This window comes from Virgibacillus siamensis, from assembly GCF_900162695.1.
GTDB lineage: Bacteria > Bacillota > Bacilli > Bacillales > Amphibacillaceae > Lentibacillus > Lentibacillus siamensis_A.
Genome location: NZ_FUIH01000007.1, coordinates 762,929 through 780,390 on the forward strand (window position 1 = coordinate 762,929; position 17,462 = coordinate 780,390).

The following is a 17,462-nucleotide window of genomic DNA, read 5'->3' on the forward strand; positions in this document are numbered from 1 at the left end:
CATCAATTGTACATGATTTTTGGTGCGCGGCGAATCGTTATTTTCCAGTTCATCCCTGCTTCGATATGATATGCTTTGGCAAATGAGCCTTGATTAATTGCAACCCCGAGCTTATCAAGTGAATTCACATAGATGAGCGGCTCGCCGAGATGACTGTCCGCAAACGAGCGGCCGAATGTCATGATATTTTTATAGACTTGGCGGGTGTTGTTGGCGATCGTAACTTCAAACGAATCACCATATTTAAAATTGGCTTCCTTAAATAAATCATGTTCAATATTTGTCCAGAGGTTGCCGAAGCGAACATCGTGGATATCAATGTTTCCGTGGACAATTCCATGTTCATCCAAAAAGGATTGGTAATGATCGATTTCAATGGTTTCATCAATGTTTAATTCCGGACCGACTTCCTCAAAACTGATAATGCCGCTTGCCAGCCGTGCACCGGTATATGCATAAACATCACGTCCATGGAATGTATAGGAATCGCCTGATTTTGGCAGGCGATTGACTTTTTCATCAATTTCCCGTATTGCTGTGATGCCAATGTTTTGTTTTATGTGTGTCAATGTGCCGTTGTCCGGTGTAACGATATATTTGTGATCAGCAGTTTTTACGACAACGCTTAATCGATTGGTCCCAACGCCTGGATCCACGACTGAAACAAATACGGTATCTTCCGGCCAATACGATATGGTCTGATACAGCCGGTAAGATCCTTCCCATATATTAAATTGCGGGATGTCATGTGTCAGATCGAATATTCGCAGCTCCGGAGCAACCGATAAAGCCACACCATACATGGCGCTTACCGCACCATCACTCAAGCCGAAATCTGTCTGCAGCACTAAATTTTTATTCATTGTCGATTCCTCCATATCAATAATTTTGTACATGAAAAACCACGCCCATATCGAAATTAAATTCGGCAAGGACGTGGTTGAATATACGCGGTACCACCTTACTTTACTGTATGCTCACACATACAGCCTCCATAAGTACGCCAGTCTTGTTTGACTTTGGATACTTTGGCAGTTATAACGAGTGCCAACACTCGCCGGAACCTATTAAGATCGGGATGATCTGTTCAGCACGAAACTCAGGGGCCATTGTTCAAACAGGTATTTTTGCTTCTTTTCAGCTACTGAAGCTCTCTGTGGAAAAATAGCCGTATTTTACTTTTCCCCGTCAACGTCTTTAATCATTATTTTCAAGCATTATATCCCAATAAAATGTAAAATGCAAGTGGATTTGTGAAATGGAAAAGACTTTGGACTGTAATTTGCGTCCATTGTTACAAACTGCCAATTAACAACGTAACAAATACACCAATTGCTGTAATGAAACCTACTGCCGGTCCACCTTCCTTAAATGCTTCCGGCATCATGGTGGAAGCGACCATAGCAATTATTCCACCGCCTGCAAAAGCACTGATGATTGCCTGAATACTGTCACTTGCATGGTCCAGAAGTGCATATCCTGCCAGAGAACTAAGTGCTGAAAATACGATTACAGCACCCCACATCGTAAAAACTTTTGCGCGGGAATAGCCGTCCTTCTTAAGACCGACAGTACTTGACAGACCTTCCGGAAAATTACTGATAAAGATTGCAGCAACAAGTGAGAAGCCAACCGCATGTCCGCCAATCAGGCTAACCCCGATCATAGCTGATTCAGGAATGGCATCCATGATCGTTCCAATGAAAATCGCGATTCCGGACCCGCCATTTCCGGATTCCTGTTCATTTCTGCCTTCTGAGTGCTTTCGCTTGTGGCCGCCGTTTGTTGATACGACAATATCAAAAATTGTAAAAATAAGCGCGCCTCCAATAAAACCGATTGCCGCTTCGGTAAAGCCTGCTTTTTCGACAGCCTCTCCAAGCAATTCATAGGTAGTCGCAGCTATTAATGCTCCTACACCAAGCGCCATTATGTAACCAATGATTCTTTTTTTTACATTAAAAAAAAGTACAGCTAACGCTCCAAGCAGCGAGGCTGAACCGGCAATTCCACCCCACATGATTGCAGTCCACACATGGATGACCTCCTTTGAAAACGAATTTTGCATCTATGTATGGTATACCCGATCTGGCTGAAATTAAAAGGCAGCGATATGAATTGCTGCAATGCCTACAATATTCTATCAGGAAAATCTGACGCTCTATCAGGAACTTTCATGGTTCTATCAGGAATTTTTAAGTTTCTATCAGAAATTATCGGCATTCTATCAGCAAACGCAAAAAAGCCTGAACACGCGTGCTGCAAGTTCACGTGTTCAGGTCTTGTCATGTTTACAGTTGTGGTTCTTCGTAATAGTAGTCAACCGGGACAGGTGCTACTTCAGATCGCTCCAATGCAGGTGTATCTTTTCGGGTGATTTGGAAGACTGCAGCACCAACTGTGTCAGCTACATCCTTCAATTTCTTCTTGCTGATATGCTCGATAACATCGTCTTCTGTATGGTACCACGGTTCCAATGGTGTATGAATGAACAATGCAGCTGGAATGCCCAGGTTATGGAATGGAACATGATCGCTTCGTCCCAGTTCGCTGTATGGGACTAGGTCAGCGACACGTGAACCTGCAGCAGCACCCAAATCTGTCACTGTATTTTTGTTTCCATCGGCAGTAAACATAACAAGATCTCCTGAATCCTTACTCCCGACCATATCCATTTGGAACATGGCTGCTGTTCGTTCAGCATCTTCCTCGGACATTGCTTCAGCATACTTTCGAGATCCCCATAAGCCGTACTCTTCTGCGCCAAATGCGATGAACTTGATTTCGGTGTCTGTTGGTGTATTGGCGTAAACACGGGCAAGTTCAAGTAATGTTCCTGTTCCGGATGCATCATCATTTGCGCCTTGTCCCCATGGAACGGAGTCATGGTGTGATCCAATTATGACCTGCTGGCCTGTATTATGGTTTTTCATCGGTTCCTTTACAGCTATAACATTGTGTGATGTTATTTCCTCACCGGAATATGTCTCAAATGTAAATTCCTGCACGCGAACATCATCATATCCATAGCTTTCAAATTGATCGACAAGATACGCAATTGTTTGCTGTTCACCCTCAGTACCAGCACCACGGGATCCGATTACCTCGGATAGATGGTATATGTGATTGTAAATATTATCCACTTTTATTCGCTTCGCAATCTGGTTATCAAACGCTTGATCCGATCCTCTGTTTTGCGGTGAAGCAAATACCGCAGTTGACATAAGTAATAGCATGATGGCTGCTAAACTGACTGCTCGTACAAATTGCATTGAATCCTCTCCTTTTTTGTTTACTTAACTATTCGTCAAATTGGATCACAATTCCTTTATATTTGACAAAAATAGGAATTTCGTAGGTGGTGAGGAGGTTCCTGACAAAAAATCCCGGCCAAAAGTTTCATAAGTGCAGTTTTTAATAGTTAAACATGCTATCATACAATAAATGAGGCGAATCGCATTTACAAAAGGAATCTGAAAAACAGATAGATTAATAGAATACGAAGGAGAGATTGGATGTTTACGATGAAAGTTAATGAAAATGTATCCGTTAAATTACTTGAAAAGGAGGATGCGAAAGCGTTATTTACACTTGTGGATGCGTCACGAAAATACTTAAGGGAATGGCTCCCATGGGTTGACAGTGTGGAGCGGGAGGAGGATTATGTTCCGATTATTGAAACATGGCTAAAACAATTTTCCGCCCATAACGGTTTTCAGGCGGGTGTTTTATACAAAGGGAATCTGGCCGGTATGGTTGGCTTTCATGCAATTGACTGGTCCAACAGAAAAACAACAATCGGTTATTGGCTGGCGGAGAATTACCAGGGATACGGAATTATGACAGTTGCAGTAAAAGCGCTCATTGACCAAGCTTTTAACGGGTATGGACTTAATCGTGTGGAAATTCACTGTGGCGTTGGAAATGAAAAAAGCAAAGCAATTCCTGAACGAATTGGCATGAAGCGGGAAGGGATTATGCGGGATGCCGAGTATTTGTACGATCATTTTCATGATTGTGTATTATACAGTATTCTTTCAAGCGAATGGGAATAATTTCGCCAGAGGAACGAAAGGCCCGTAAACGTTATATTGATGCCTGCACATCGAATTTAAGCAGCTTCCGGGAATGACGCATTTCCGGGAAGCTTTTTTTACACGCCAAGTTTTCTAATTTATATAAAAAATGTGTGTTAAGTACAAACAAAAGGGTTTACAAGTTGGTTTAGTTTTAGTACAATTCTAAAAATAACAAATTTGCCAATGCGGGGAGGTTTATGGAAATTAGTTTAAAATTTAGTACTGGAAGACATTAAAATTAATTCTAAGGAGAGTGAATATGAAAACAGCATTAATTTGGACAATATTCGCAGGAGTTGTATCAACCGTGGCATATAAGATGTTGCACGTTCAGGCAAAAGAGCGCTGGAGGTACACATCGTGGATATAAAAAGATGAAAAAAGCCTAAATCATGAATCGATTTAGGCTGAAAACTTCTTATGCATATTTGCTGTATCTTGCTTCCAGACGATCCTGCAAATGGGAAATAAGCATGCAAATCGGCCAGTAAATCAGTGCGACCAGAATATACATTGTCAATGAATCAAATGTACGGCCGGCGACAATTTGGGCTTTTTGGAATAGTTCCGGGACCGTGATAACAGCGGCCAGCGAGGTAGCTTTTACAATGTCCAAAAAAACATTTGCCAGTGGGGGAATTGCCGTTCTGACTGCCTGTGGCAAAATAATCTTGAACAATGTCTGCCAATAGCTCATATTTAATGCTTTTGCCGATTCCCATTGTCCGGATCCAATACTATTCAGTGATGAACGATTAATCTCAGCAATGTATGCAGCACTGTTTAGACCGAATGCCAGGATTGCAGCAAGGATCGCCGATAATTTTATTCCTACCATCGGCAATCCGGCATATAAAATAAATAAAAATACTAATATTGGTGTACCCCGCATGAATGATATGTACATTCGTGCCGGCCAGCGCCAAAAAATCTGTTCAGAACCTCTTGCCAAGGCAAGAAAAAATCCTATGGCAAGCCCTAACCCCATTCCAAAAAGGGAGACGATTAACGTTGCCGGTAATCCTTCCAGTACAAAAGGCAGGCTGCGCCAGGCAAGCTGCCAGTCAAATAAATTTCCCAGTTGTACTTCATCTATTTCTAAACCAAACATAATAGCCTTACTCTATTCCTTCGATTTCTCTAATTTTCGCATCTGGTTTTTTGGAAACATCCGCACCGGCGAAAAACTTTTTGGAAAGCTTTGTCAGTGTTCCATCCTTATGCATGTCAGCAAGAGCTTCATTGATTTTTTTCTCCAATGTTGGGGCATCTTTAGGCATTACAACATTTACCGTTGTTGGATGAAATTTTAAGTCTGGATGAATCTTGATATCCAATTCCGGAAATGCGGACAGGGCAAGCTTTTGCAAATAATAATCATTTATAATAACATCGGTTCGGCCATTTGCGACATCCCGCAAATAAACATCATTGGTTGCATTGCCGTATGTTTTAACTGTTGCACCAAATTTTCGGGCGATGTCACTGTATACAGTTGTTGCAGCACCACCTGCTTTTTTACCTTTTAGATCTTCCAATGTGTTAATACCGGATAAATTATTGGAACGCACAATCATTGTTGAATACGAATGTTTGAATGGTTCACTGAAGGTAAATTTCTTTCTGCTTTCTTCCCTTGGTCCTGCGGTAATGACGTCGATTCGCCCGGATTTTAGTGATGCAAGCATCGCATCAAAGGCCATCGTTTCGAATTTGATATCCAGGTTCAAACGTTTTGCAACTTCCCGCATCACTTCAACATTATATCCGGTTAGCTTGTCCGAACCTTCCGGATAATAGGAGGCTGGATATAGGGTTCCTGCAGTTCCATAGACAATTTCACCCGATTCCTGAATTTCTGCCCATTTCCCGTCCGCCTTTTTCGAATCACTGCTTTTTTCTGAATCTCCGCATGCACTTAACACTAGTAATAATGAGATAACCAATAATGATGCCAATATTTTTCGTTTCATCTGTGATGTACCCTCCAGTTCATATTGTTGTTATATGTAAAAACCTTTTATGATTGTAACAGAGGGGCTAATTAGTTTCAATTTTTCCGGGTTCTGTTATATAAAATTTATCGTAACTGTTTGACCGGTAAGATATGGATGCTCAAATCTGATAGCAGGGAGGGAAATCACTTGAAAAAGCGTTGGACAATAAGTGGAATTGGTTTCGTGATAATTCTTATGGTCGTTATCTATGTGAATTTCGGACTGCCATGGAATTATTTTGAAGCGAGGGAAGCCTTTCAGCAGCATTTATCGTCATATAAAGAAGAGATGGAAATTGATAAGGTACATTATGATTTTTTACATGGTGGATACCATGGGGAAGCACATCTGAAAAATAACCCCGATTTTCAATTTTACATTGGACAAAATCAGCGTACCGGTCAAATAGAAGATGGCTATGCATATCAGCGATTACGGGAGCGTGCCAACAAAATCGTTAATGCAATTGTGAATCGGTACCTCCCAACTCGTCTGAAGCCCGGACCGGAAGTTGAAATAACCAATTTTGAACAAAAAGCCCTCGAAATCAATATAGTTACCGAAGCAGCAGTTGATAATCAGGTTAAGAAAAAAATTAAACAGGCTATTATTCAAAGCGGTTTTAAGCCGGACCAGCTTATGTTTGCGGTGAAGAGGAGGGGAAGGGACTAAACACACTGCCCAGATATCATACATAGGATAATCTGATAAACCAGTGAAAGGAAGAGGTATATGTATTATTTTCCTGATATGCAGCCATATCATTATTCTCACCCGTATGCTATGCCGGTCTGTAACTGTGAAAGGCAGTATGCTTATTGGATGGATCCTTATTACGAGATGGAGGCAAGTTATTATGGTTACTTAAACCATCCTTCTGCAAACGATGAAGCGCGCATTCGCTTAAAGGATCATGGAAGAGAACCGTATGTAGTCGATATTGAGGAGGCCGCTAAGAAAAATAAAAACTTCCGTACGACACTGTGGACTGGGGATCATCTGCAGTTAACAGTGATGCGTATTGAAATTGGTGAAGATATCGGGCTGGAAATGCACCCGGATGTTGATCAGTTTTTGCGTATTGAAGAAGGGCAGGCTGTTGTTCGCATGGGGGATGCGCAAGATCATTTGTATTTGGAAGAAAAGATTGATGACGATAATGCAGTTGTTGTACCAGCCGGCACATGGCATAATATTATCAATATCGGTCGGCGGCCGCTAAAACTCTACACTATCTACGCTCCACCCGAGCATCCATTTGGCACCGTTCATAAAACCAAGGCCGATGCAATTGCGGCTGAGGAAGGATAGAAAGGACAGCGCGCTCTGAATAAAAGCGCGCTTTTACATATACAGGAACTTTGAAGCAATTATATAATGAACATATCGTGTAAGGGGATGAAAAAGGATGAAACAAAATAAATACGATGATGTGAGGTTTTTTTCCGCGTATGAGCGGATGCCGCGATCAATTGACGGGCTTGAAGGTGCGGGGGAGTGGCCGGTATTGAAATCACTACTGCCGGAATTTCGGAAAAAGCAGGTTCTGGATTTGGGATGCGGATTCGGCTGGCATTGCCGGTATGCCCGCGAGCAACAGGCAAGTTCTGTGACAGGAGTGGATATTTCGGAAAAGATGCTGGAGCGGGCGCGCGAAAAAACGAGGGATCCTGAGGTGCACTATATCCATTCTTCTATCGAGGACATCCGTTTTGATGCTGCAACGTTCGATATTGTGATAAGTTCATTGGCGTTTCACTATATCCAATCATTTAAGGGAATTGCCGATAAAGTCTACGGTTTGTTAAAGCCTGGCGGAGATTTTGTTTTTTCGGTGGAACATCCTATATTTACTTCACGAAACGAGCAGGATTGGTGTTATGATCAACAAGGTGATCGTCTGCACTGGCCGGTTGATCATTATCAGTCAGAAGGAATACGGCATACTTCATTTTTGTCGGAGAATGTTTTGAAGTATCATCGTACTTTTTCAAGCTATGTTAATGCGCTGATCAGTGCCGGGTTTGGAATTAAGTCTATAAAGGAACCTGCCCCAACGGAAGAAATGTTAAGGACAAACCCGAACATGAAAGATGAAGACCGGAGACCGATGTTTTTGATTATTGCGGCAAACAAATAAGGAGGCCGGGACATATTAGAATCGTGTGATCCAAAAGACGAACAATAGGGAATTTCAATGTAAAACACTTTTGTCCCAGCCTCTGTAAGATTGGAATAAACTAGTCATTTAATAGGTTTTCGGGATTCAATCCTTCAAGCTCCGGTAATACAAAGCGTCCGTCTTTTCTAATTAAAACATCATCAAAGTAAATTTCACCGCCGCCATATTCGGGTGTTTGGATTAATACCATATCCCAATGAATTTGGGATTCGTTGCCGTTATTTGCGTTATCATATGCTTTGCCGGGAGTGAAATGGATACTGCCGGCAATTTTTTCATCGAATAAAATATCTCCCATTGGTTTGGTGATTTTTGGGTTTAATCCGATTGCAAATTCACCAATGTAGAGAGCCCCTTCATCAGTATCAAAAATTTGTTTGATTTTATCTGGCTGATCGGAAGTTGCCTCAACAATCTTTCCATTTTCAAAGGTAAGCGTAACATCTTTATAAGTTGTGCCAAAATATGGGCAAGGTGTATTATAGCTGATTTTGCCGTTTACGGAATCTCGAACCGGTGCTGTATAAATTTCCCCGTCAGGCACATTCCTGTGACCTGCACATGGAACTGCCGGAATATCTTTTATTGAGAATGATAAATTCGTGCCGGGAGAAACAATTTTCACACGGTCGGTTTCTTCCATTAATTTAACAAGTGGGGTCATTTTTTCAGCCATCTTTTGATAATCGACGTTTGTTGTTACATCAAACAAATACGATTCAAATCCCTTTGTGCTCTTGCCTGCCTTTTGTGCATTAGCAGGGGTTGGATGCTTAAACAAAACCCAGCGAAGATTATTGGTCATATAATTATTGGAAGGTTTAAGCGCTTCCATTAAACTTCCGAGTTGCTCGGGAGGTATATCGGAGAATTCCGCATCATTATCCTCTCCTTCAATGGCAATTACGGCATCAATGTCCCGGTATCGTTGCATATGCCAGTCGTTCATGGTACTTATTTGTTCAACAGTTGCATTTTCGATCAGTGCCTTCATTACTTCGTTGTCATTTAGTTCCACATATGGATAAGCCCCCACACGATATGCCTCTTCCACCAGGGTAATGGCAAGATCTTTCGCACCAGCGTAAGCCGCGATAAGTACCTTTTCTTCTTTCTTAAGCCCCAATGAATGGTTGATTAATAGTTTTGCCGCTTTCCTTAAATTTTCCTCTTTCACAATATAAAACCTCCCAGTATTTGTATTTATAGTATAACAATAGCCTATTTGATGTCTTTACCAAATACCATGGAGGCTGATTTTATCTCCAACTTAAGGCTGAATTCCGATGAAATGTAAAAGGACCAGGTAATTAAGCCTGATTTGTTGTATTGAAGCGAATCTTCGGGAGAAAGAGGTGCAGTTTTGAAAAATATAGCCCAAATAAAGTTTCTTGAAACCTTAACAGGAAAAAATCGTAACTGTGTATACAGCTGTCATCAAAAACTAAAGGACCAAGCATACTAGCTTGGCCCGTCAATTTATGCTTCTTTTGTATTTTGATTTTTGCCTGTGTCTGTTTTGACGCCGGTGGAAAATCGCGGGTAACCAGCAACAATTGCAATTACACCGGCTATTCCGAGCAATACCGGATAGATGCAGTATGGCATGATGGAAACAGGGGAGATGGATGCAACACCGGCAACCGCGAGCAATTGTGCACCATACGGTAAAATCCCCTGAAATGCACTTGCAAAAATATCCAGAACACTAGCTGATCGTCGCGGGTCGACACCGAACCGTTCTGAAATCTGTTTGACTAGCGGACCAACACTGATAATAGAGATTGTGTTGTTGGCTGTTGATACATCAAAGGCGCTGACAAGTCCGGCAATTCCTGCTTCGGCACCTTTTCGTGTTTTAATTCGATTGCTGATAGCATGAAGCATGAAGTCAATTCCGCCGTTTACACGGATTAGTTCGACTAAACCTCCTAGTAAAATCGATAACAGGGATAGTTCCTGCATGCCGGCCATGCCGTCGCCAAGCAAGTTCAGGAATCCCATGCCGTCGAATTTACCGTAAAACAGTCCAATGATTCCGGCGAAAATGGTACCGCCGATTAAGACATAGATGACATTGACACCGGCAATCGCAAATACAAGTACGGCAAGATATGGCAATACTTTTATCAGGTCATATGGGTGATTTCCGCTGACCCCGCCGCTTGCATCAAGTGTCATTACTCCGAAAATTACAGCTGTTACAATTGCAGCGGGAAGTGCGATATAAACGTTCACCTTAAATTTATCACTCATTTTAACAGCCTGTGTTCGAACCGCCGCAATGGTCGTATCGGAAATCATCGACAAGTTATCACCGAACATGGCACCACTGATAATTGCACCCATAATCAAGGCAGTACTCATACCGGTCTGATCAGCAAGTCCGGCACCGATTGGGGCAAGCGCAACGACCGTGCCGACGGATGTCCCCATTGAAATGGATATAAAGCAGCCGATTATAAACAACCCGACAATTAACAGGTTTTCCGGTAAGAAAGTTAAACCGAGATTAACGGTTGATTCAACTGCTCCAACACCCTCAGCGACAGCAGCAAATGCACCGGCAAGCAGGTAAATTATGACCATCAGCATAATGTTGGGATGACCTGCACCTTTTGTCAGGTGGTCAAGTTTATCTTTAAACGCCATTTTCCGGTTCATAAACAGTGCGAATAAAACGGCAATGAATACTGCAACAAGTACGGGCAGTTTATAAAAGTCGCCATTTATAAGACCGGATCCGATAAATAACAGTAAAAAAATGATAAAAGGCAGTAACGCAAAAGGATTTCCTTTATTAATTTTTGTTGTGTTCATTCCAATCTCCCCCTTGATGAATGTAAGTGTGTTAGGAATTCTGGGGTTATTGCTATCATGTCGATTCAACATCTGGACTGTGCAATAAAACCTGTACAAAAACAAAAAACCTTCCGTCTTGGAAGGAGATTATAGAATATCTTATCTTCCAAAACGCATATATAGCGGTTTGCTGGAATTGGCACCTTGCAGTTATTTGCGCAGGTTGCCGGGCTTCACAGGGCCAGATCCCTCAGCCACTCTGGATAAGTGGTGTATTTAATTGGATGATAGTCAGTTTAGTACAATTCATGAAATGTGTCAATCGTAATATGTTGAAAATGGGGGGAGTGTCATGAAGGTACGGAATAAATTGCCGAAGATGAATGAAGCTGTACATGTGGAACTGATTCAAAATGGCTGGAAGGAAATGAAAGTACCCCAAAGTTTGACAGTGGCTATTCTTTTATCAATTCCGTTTATGATACTGAATGGAATTGCAGCCCTTTGGATGATAAATCTTTTTTCCGGTATTACATTAAATGAATTTGGTATGACAACGCAGCAGGATTCATTAACAATTACCGTTAACCTGGGAATTATACTCTTAATATTCTTATTGGTCTTCATCCATGAATTACTCCATTTGATTTTCATACCAAACTTTCTCAGATCCGAAAACACGACGATTGGACTCACACTATTTGGCGGGTATGTAGCAACGGAAGAAGTGATTACAAAATCGAGGTACATCATTATTACTGTTGCTCCTTTTATTATTATTTCCATGCTATTACCAATGGTGCTGGGAATAATTGGAGCACTAACACCATCCATGAAGCTTCTGATATTCGTTAACGCTATGGCATCGTCAGTTGATATCCTGAATCTCATGTTCATATTAATCAACATTCCAAGGAAAGCCATCATAACAAATAACGGGACAAAAACTTATTGGAAACGAAGTAATTAACTGTGATTTAAAGCCCGATAAAAGAAAAAATTGAAATTGATAGTTCAGATTAATGCCGGGGTGGTTATTTTTTCTGTGGATGTTATGCTTTATGTTAGATGAATTTTTAGAAAGCCGTGTTACTCTTCAAAGGCCAAGTAACGCGGCTGTACTGGTTTATATATGTGAAATTCAGGAGGAAAATAAAGTATGGATAATTATACGGTAAACACAGTTAAAGCACGTCCGGAATTAGTAGATGAATTCGATAAATTACATGGATTGGGCTGGGTAAAGTATATGAGCCAGGATCCCGTTGGTGTAACGTATTGGAGAAAATTATTTTCCTGCTTTCCCGAATTTCAATATCTTTTGTTCAATAAAGAATCACACCCTGTGGCGTGCGGTAATGCTATTCCATTTGATTGGGATGGTAGTGATGCGACTCTGCCGTCCGGTTGGGATGGTGTTTTTGAGAAAGGAATGACAGATTACAAATATCATAAATCCCCAAATTCGCTTTCAGCTCTGGCGATTGTCATTCACCCGGATTTCAGGGGGAAGGGGCTGAGTGGATTGATGGTCAGGGAAATGAAGGCTTTGGCTGTTGAACATAATCTGGATAAAATGGTCGCCCCTGTCAGGCCATCCTCAAAATCCAAGTATCCGCTAATACCTATGGATGAATACATTACTTGGTTGAGGGAAGATGCTACACCGTTTGATCCCTGGATTAGGACGCATTATAAATCCGGCGCTTCGATTATTAAAGTGGCGGAAAGGTCGATGGTTATTCCTGCTTCTGTTAAAAAATGGGAAGATTGGACAGGTTTGAAACTGCCCGCTTCAGGAAGATATGTCATAAAAGATGGCTTAGTACCGTTGAATGTCGATATTGCGGCTGATAAAGGTGTTTATATTGAGCCAAATGTTTGGATGCGACATTATTTGGATTACTAGCATAGATTACATCCCTTGAAACGTTTGCTGCTGTAATTCGTATCAATAATAAGAGGTGAAAGGTTTGAAAAAGTATTTCGTGTTTATCGTAAACTTTATCGTGTTGTATGGTTTGTTTCAAATTGTATCAGGCTTGGTTTTGACGTCATTATATAACCCTATGATTGGTACTCATCAGGAAACAGATTTTGGCAAATCCTTCATTCCATTCTTGTCCATGCTGCTTATCGCAACACTTTCTTACCTTGTATCGCAAAAAATAGGTCGAAATGTTTTTCAAAATGATACCGAACCGCATCCCGATAAATGAAACGGAGATGTGGTTTTTTAAAATTATAAGTTTGCAGTTTCCGTTATAGGTTATATGCTGTAAGAGAGAATGAAGGGCGGAGTGGTTATGAAATATGATTTTATAATTGCAGGCGGCGGGATCGCCGGGCTGACAGCGGCAATCATGTTGCAGCGGGAAGGTTTTCTGGTGACGGTTCTGGAGAAGACGGACGTATTAAAGGAAGTGGGTGCAGGACTCGGTTTAGGTGCTAATGCGTGGACAGTACTAAACCGGTTGGGAGTGATGGATGATCTTGAATCTGCGTCCCATTTATTGAATAAGATTGAATTTCTGGATCACAACGGAGATAAACTGAATACCATCGATATTTCAAAGCTCAATGAGCAATATGGGGTTGCTTATTTCACTGTTCACCGGGCAAAGCTGCAAATAGCGCTCGCTCATCATTTGAACGAAGGTACACTTCAACTTGGTAAACGAATTGTGAATGTGTCACAAAACATGGACACGATTACTGTGTTTTTGGACGATGGGTCGACTATGCAGGGGAATGGACTGATTGCAGCAGACGGAATTCATTCAACAGTGCGAAAAAGTCTGGTTCATAATGTGAAGCTGCGGTATGCCGGATATACGTGCTGGCGTGCAGTAGTTGATGCTCCTGCAGATATGTACAAACCGGGGATTTTCACCGAAACATGGGGTGCTAACGGACGAATGGGCATTGTACCGCTCGCAAATCAAAAACTGTATTGGTTTGCCTGTGTGAACAGTTCATTTCAAAATAATGAAATGGCTCGTTTTACAACTGCAGATTTGGCCCATCGTTTTCATAACTATCATTTTCCGGTTTCAGAACTTATGAGCATAACAAAAAATGAAAACGTGATCCAGAATGATGTTTTGGATGTGAAACCGCTAAGTCGATTTGCTTACCATCTTGTTCTGCTGATTGGGGATGCTGCGCATGCAACGACACCGAATATGGGACAGGGGGCAAGTCAGGGAATTGAGGATGTATTTGCATTACGGCGGGCGCTGAAAAATGAACCAACCGTCCAAAAAGCCTTTGTCTCCTTTGAGCGGAACCGTCTTCAAAAAACAGCTGCAATGGTTCACCGTTCATGGCGGGTTGGAAAGGCTGCACAAATGGATAGGAATCCGTATATTTCCATTCGAAACACAGTCATGCGCATGACTCCTGCCGCAATGCTGGAAGGGTCATTGAAATATCCATTTCGTATGTATTATTGATTTGTTAACATGCAAAAAGGAAGTGTTATGGTCGACAAAGGAGACAAAGTCCAAACAGGAAAGCGAATCGGACTTGTTGGTAATTCAGGCAATACATCGGAACCGCATGTACATATACATGCAGAAAAAGACGGAAAAGGTGTACCAATTGAATTTAATGGAAGCTTTCCTGTCCGGAACAGTTTGATTTGGTGAAAATTAAACCGCAACAACGAAGAAGAAATTTTTACAACAGGATGATATCGTAACCGTAAAAGGAGGTTGTCGGATATGAAAACGATTAACGGTATGTTTGCAGATGAGTTATGGAATGCATTGGTTTCTTGCAACCCGGATTATGATGGAACGTTCCTCTATGCCATTCATACAACAGGGATATTTTGCCGGCCATCTTGCAGATCCAAGACACCCAATTCTGAAAATGTATCCTTTTACGCAACAGCCTGGGAAGCTATGGAAGCGGGATATCGTACATGTAAAAGGTGTCGGCCAGATTTAAACAGCTATGACCCATGTGAAAAGATTATTAACGAAACAAAGGGAATTATGGAGCAGGAATATTCACATCGCCTCGTTTTAACTGAAATCGCGCAAAAGGCAGGAGTAAGCAAGTTTCATTTACATCGCTTATTTCAAAACAGCACTGGGGAAACACCACATAAGTATCTGGAGAGAGTTAGAGTACGAAAGGCGAAGGAATTGCTTGTGAACACAAAAAGATCGGTTGCAGCAATCGCCTTCCAAGCGGGCTTTCAAAGTATTTCCGGGTTTTACAATGCTTTCAGAAGAGAGACTGGAACCGCACCAAATCGCTATCGTTCTGAACGTCAATCAGATTACCCGGATAAGAAGGGTGACAGAATATGATATACGATGAATGTGAAACAAAAATTGGCATGCTGCGGTTTGTTTTTGATGAAAAGAATGGTGTGCTGCAGCGAATTGTATTGACGAATGGGCATTGGGCTTCTCTTTGTACGGGATGTACCATGAAACAAAGTCGTGATGCTGGAGAAACAGTGCGTGAACAGATGAACGAATATTTGAATGGACAGCGTCAACAATTCGACATCGGTTTTGAATTAAATGGTACGCCGTTTCAAAGGAAAGCATGGCAGGCACTTCAGGAAATTCCGTATGGGAAAACAGAATCTTATTCGGCTATAGCTAAGGCAATTGGTTGCCCAAAAGCAGTACGGGCGGTAGGACATGCTAATGCTGTCAACCCTCTGCCGATTATCATTCCGTGTCACCGGGTTATTGGCAAAAACAATAAACTGACAGGTTATGCCGGCGGGATGAAGATGAAGAGCGAACTGCTTGGAATTGAAGGTGCAATGGTATAAAGCCGGGACGAGGAGATAATCCTCGTCCCGGCTTTATTCATCTTCTTTTCGTTGTTCAATTTTATCTTTTTCCTCATGCCACCATAAAGTTTCATCCGTTTCTTCAAGGACCTCGTCAATATGTTCTTCTTCTTCAACGACCGGTGGAGATCCACGGAGCGGTTTCCCGGATGTATCCTTGACGTATTTTGATACAACGAAGATGCCGATCAGGCAGGCAAACATCATGTAATAAGCTGGAATCATGTTGTTCGATGTCTGTGCAATGAGCCAGGAAACAAGAAGAGGAGCTGTCCCGCCAAAGACGGAAGTTGAAATGTTGTACGTAATGGCAAGTGCTCCATATCTGACTTCCGTAAAAAAGAGGGAAGGTAATTGAGATGGCATTGTTCCCTGCATCGATGACAAAAATATTGCTAAGATCAGTAAACCGGCAAAAACCATCCAATTTGTTCCACTGCCAATGAGCAGAAATGCCGGGATTGCTAAGAGAATTATCCCAATCAGTCCGCCTTGAATGACTTTCTTATTGCCAAGACGGTCACCAAGATGCCCCATCAGGATGACAATTGGTATCATTACAATCATAACAATTAAAATGATCAGCAGTGCTGTAGTTTCCTTGTATCCAAGCACAGCTGTTAAATGGGATGGCATATAAGTCAGCAAGGTATATATAACGATATTATAAAAGAAAACCAGAATGAGGCCGATGATCAGCGGCCTGCGGTGGTATTTGAAAATATCTTTCATCGTTACATGGTTTTCATTTTCCCGTCCTTCTTTTTTATTTTCCATTTCTTCAAATGCAGGCGTTTCTTCCAGATGGGTACGTAAATAAAGACCGATGATTCCAATTGGCCCGGCAATGAAAAACGGAATTCGCCAGCCCCAATCCAACATTGTTTCAGAACCCAGTATAAATGTTAACAATGTTACGATTCCTGACCCAAAAATATAACCGACCAATGTCCCGACTTCGAGTCCGCTTGACATGACTCCGCGTTTTCGGTCAGCAGTGGATTCTGCGATAAAAGTCATGGCACCCGAATATTCCCCGCCGGTTGAAAAACCTTGTACAAGACGGGCCAGTAATAACAAAATAGGTGCAGTCACCCCAATGGACGCATATGTGGGAATGAAACCAATGCTTACGGTTGCTACTGCCATCATAATAAGGGTAATCGCCAGTATTTTCTTTCGTCCAAGACGATCTCCGAGCATACCGAAAAACATTCCGCCAAACGGACGAACCAAAAATGCTACTGCAAACGTGGCAAAACTGAAAACGAGCTGCAGCGGACCGGAAAATTCGGGAAAAAATAGCTTGCCGATCGTAGCAGCCAGGTAGGAATAAATGCTGAAATCAAACCATTCCATAGCATTTCCCATACCAGTGGCGAACACTGCCTTTTTGGCATTGTCTGCATCGACAACGTTAATATCATCTTTCCGCAGTTTTTGTCTGTTTTTTCGTTGGTTGGAAAGTCGTTTTTTCTTATCATTCTTATCAGCCAATTGATGTTCCTCCTTGCCGCAAACTGTTCGCTTAGTATAACCGAACTTATTATGCAGCATTCAATTGGCTGTAAAGATGAGCT

General features: G+C 41.8%; 19 protein-coding genes, 1 riboswitch and 1 other annotated feature. Of the genes, 11 read left to right on the forward strand and 8 right to left on the reverse strand.

Going from position 1 to position 17,462, the window contains the following annotated elements:
* Positions 1-2 precede the first annotated feature (2 nt).
* The 3 genes from B1K71_RS07440 to B1K71_RS07450 form a co-directional block, all read right to left on the reverse strand.
* Positions 3-863: an SAM hydrolase/SAM-dependent halogenase family protein gene (locus B1K71_RS07440; protein WP_077325583.1), complete on the reverse strand. Its 861-nt coding sequence runs from the start codon at positions 861-863 to the stop codon at positions 3-5.
* Between the two features lie 64 nt (positions 864-927).
* Positions 928-1,201: a binding site (T-box leader), on the reverse strand.
* A gap of 93 nt (positions 1,202-1,294) precedes the next feature.
* A complete protein-coding gene (locus B1K71_RS07445) occupies positions 1,295-2,035 on the reverse strand; it encodes a ZIP family metal transporter (RefSeq protein ID WP_077325584.1) in 741 nt (246 codons plus the stop codon).
* Between the two features lie 256 nt (positions 2,036-2,291).
* On the reverse strand, positions 2,292-3,272 hold the full coding sequence (locus tag B1K71_RS07450) for a M28 family peptidase (RefSeq protein WP_077325585.1): 981 nt from the start codon (positions 3,270-3,272) through the stop codon (positions 2,292-2,294).
* A 243-nt stretch (positions 3,273-3,515) separates the two neighbouring features.
* On the opposite strand from B1K71_RS07450, the gene B1K71_RS07455 reads away from it, so the two are divergent.
* Positions 3,516-4,055, forward strand: a complete 540-nt coding sequence (locus B1K71_RS07455; RefSeq protein ID WP_077325586.1) for a GNAT family N-acetyltransferase — start codon at positions 3,516-3,518, stop codon at positions 4,053-4,055.
* 442 nt (positions 4,056-4,497) lie between these two features.
* On the opposite strand, the gene B1K71_RS07460 is transcribed toward B1K71_RS07455, so the two are convergent.
* Complete coding sequence (locus B1K71_RS07460; protein ID WP_077325587.1) at positions 4,498-5,190, reverse strand: amino acid ABC transporter permease; 693 nt, start codon at positions 5,188-5,190, stop codon at positions 4,498-4,500.
* A gap of 7 nt (positions 5,191-5,197) precedes the next feature.
* A complete protein-coding gene (locus B1K71_RS07465) occupies positions 5,198-6,052 on the reverse strand; it encodes a transporter substrate-binding domain-containing protein (RefSeq protein ID WP_077325588.1) in 855 nt (284 codons plus the stop codon).
* A 171-nt stretch (positions 6,053-6,223) separates the two neighbouring features.
* Here B1K71_RS07465 and B1K71_RS07470 point away from each other — a divergent pair, with 171 nt between their 5' ends.
* The 3 genes from B1K71_RS07470 (at position 6,224) to B1K71_RS07480 (ending at position 8,216) form a co-directional block, all read left to right on the forward strand.
* Entirely contained in the window at positions 6,224-6,748 is a 525-nt protein-coding gene (locus B1K71_RS07470; RefSeq protein WP_077325589.1) for a hypothetical protein, read from the forward strand.
* 60 nt (positions 6,749-6,808) lie between these two features.
* Positions 6,809-7,387, forward strand: coding sequence for a cupin domain-containing protein (locus tag B1K71_RS07475; protein WP_077325590.1), 579 nt, complete (start codon positions 6,809-6,811; stop codon positions 7,385-7,387).
* 97 nt (positions 7,388-7,484) lie between these two features.
* Positions 7,485-8,216 (forward strand): class I SAM-dependent methyltransferase, encoded by a 732-nt coding sequence (locus tag B1K71_RS07480; protein WP_077325591.1) that lies wholly within the window; start codon positions 7,485-7,487, stop codon positions 8,214-8,216.
* Between the two features lie 100 nt (positions 8,217-8,316).
* On the opposite strand, the gene B1K71_RS07485 is transcribed toward B1K71_RS07480, so the two are convergent.
* The gene (locus B1K71_RS07485; RefSeq protein WP_077325592.1) at positions 8,317-9,435 is read right to left on the reverse strand and encodes an aminopeptidase; all 1,119 of its coding nucleotides are present in this window, start codon (positions 9,433-9,435) and stop codon (positions 8,317-8,319) included.
* 302 nt (positions 9,436-9,737) lie between these two features.
* The gene (locus tag B1K71_RS07490) at positions 9,738-11,078 is read right to left on the reverse strand and encodes a Na+/H+ antiporter NhaC family protein (protein ID WP_077325593.1); all 1,341 of its coding nucleotides are present in this window, start codon (positions 11,076-11,078) and stop codon (positions 9,738-9,740) included.
* A 138-nt stretch (positions 11,079-11,216) separates the two neighbouring features.
* A riboswitch (SAM riboswitch) is annotated at positions 11,217-11,330 on the reverse strand.
* Positions 11,331-11,412: 82 nt separating this feature from the next.
* Here B1K71_RS07490 and B1K71_RS07495 point away from each other — a divergent pair.
* From B1K71_RS07495 to B1K71_RS07525, 7 genes are all read left to right on the forward strand, one after another.
* Entirely contained in the window at positions 11,413-12,030 is a 618-nt protein-coding gene (locus B1K71_RS07495; protein WP_077325594.1) for a DUF3267 domain-containing protein, read from the forward strand.
* Positions 12,031-12,219: 189 nt separating this feature from the next.
* Complete coding sequence (locus tag B1K71_RS07500) at positions 12,220-12,969, forward strand: GNAT family N-acetyltransferase (protein ID WP_077325595.1); 750 nt, start codon at positions 12,220-12,222, stop codon at positions 12,967-12,969.
* Between the two features lie 64 nt (positions 12,970-13,033).
* Positions 13,034-13,279, forward strand: a complete 246-nt coding sequence (locus B1K71_RS07505) for a hypothetical protein (RefSeq protein ID WP_077325596.1) — start codon at positions 13,034-13,036, stop codon at positions 13,277-13,279.
* 87 nt (positions 13,280-13,366) lie between these two features.
* Positions 13,367-14,515 carry an FAD-dependent monooxygenase gene (locus tag B1K71_RS07510; protein ID WP_175631862.1) on the forward strand — a complete coding sequence of 383 codons (1,149 nt, stop codon included), beginning with the start codon at positions 13,367-13,369 and terminating at the stop codon, positions 14,513-14,515.
* A gap of 9 nt (positions 14,516-14,524) precedes the next feature.
* Positions 14,525-14,710, forward strand: coding sequence for a M23 family metallopeptidase (locus B1K71_RS07515; protein ID WP_077325598.1), 186 nt, complete (start codon positions 14,525-14,527; stop codon positions 14,708-14,710).
* Between the two features lie 75 nt (positions 14,711-14,785).
* Positions 14,786-15,382 (forward strand): bifunctional transcriptional activator/DNA repair enzyme AdaA, encoded by a 597-nt coding sequence (locus B1K71_RS07520; RefSeq protein WP_077325599.1) that lies wholly within the window; start codon positions 14,786-14,788, stop codon positions 15,380-15,382.
* Positions 15,379-15,861: a methylated-DNA--[protein]-cysteine S-methyltransferase gene (locus B1K71_RS07525; RefSeq protein ID WP_217697235.1), complete on the forward strand. Its 483-nt coding sequence runs from the start codon at positions 15,379-15,381 to the stop codon at positions 15,859-15,861. Before B1K71_RS07520 ends, B1K71_RS07525 begins: the two co-directional genes overlap by 4 nt.
* Before the next feature lie 33 nt (positions 15,862-15,894).
* Here the strand turns inward: B1K71_RS07525 and B1K71_RS07530 are convergent, their stop codons facing one another.
* Positions 15,895-17,379, reverse strand: a complete 1,485-nt coding sequence (locus tag B1K71_RS07530) for an MFS transporter (RefSeq protein WP_245799203.1) — start codon at positions 17,377-17,379, stop codon at positions 15,895-15,897.
* Between the last annotated feature and the right edge of the window lie 83 nt (positions 17,380-17,462).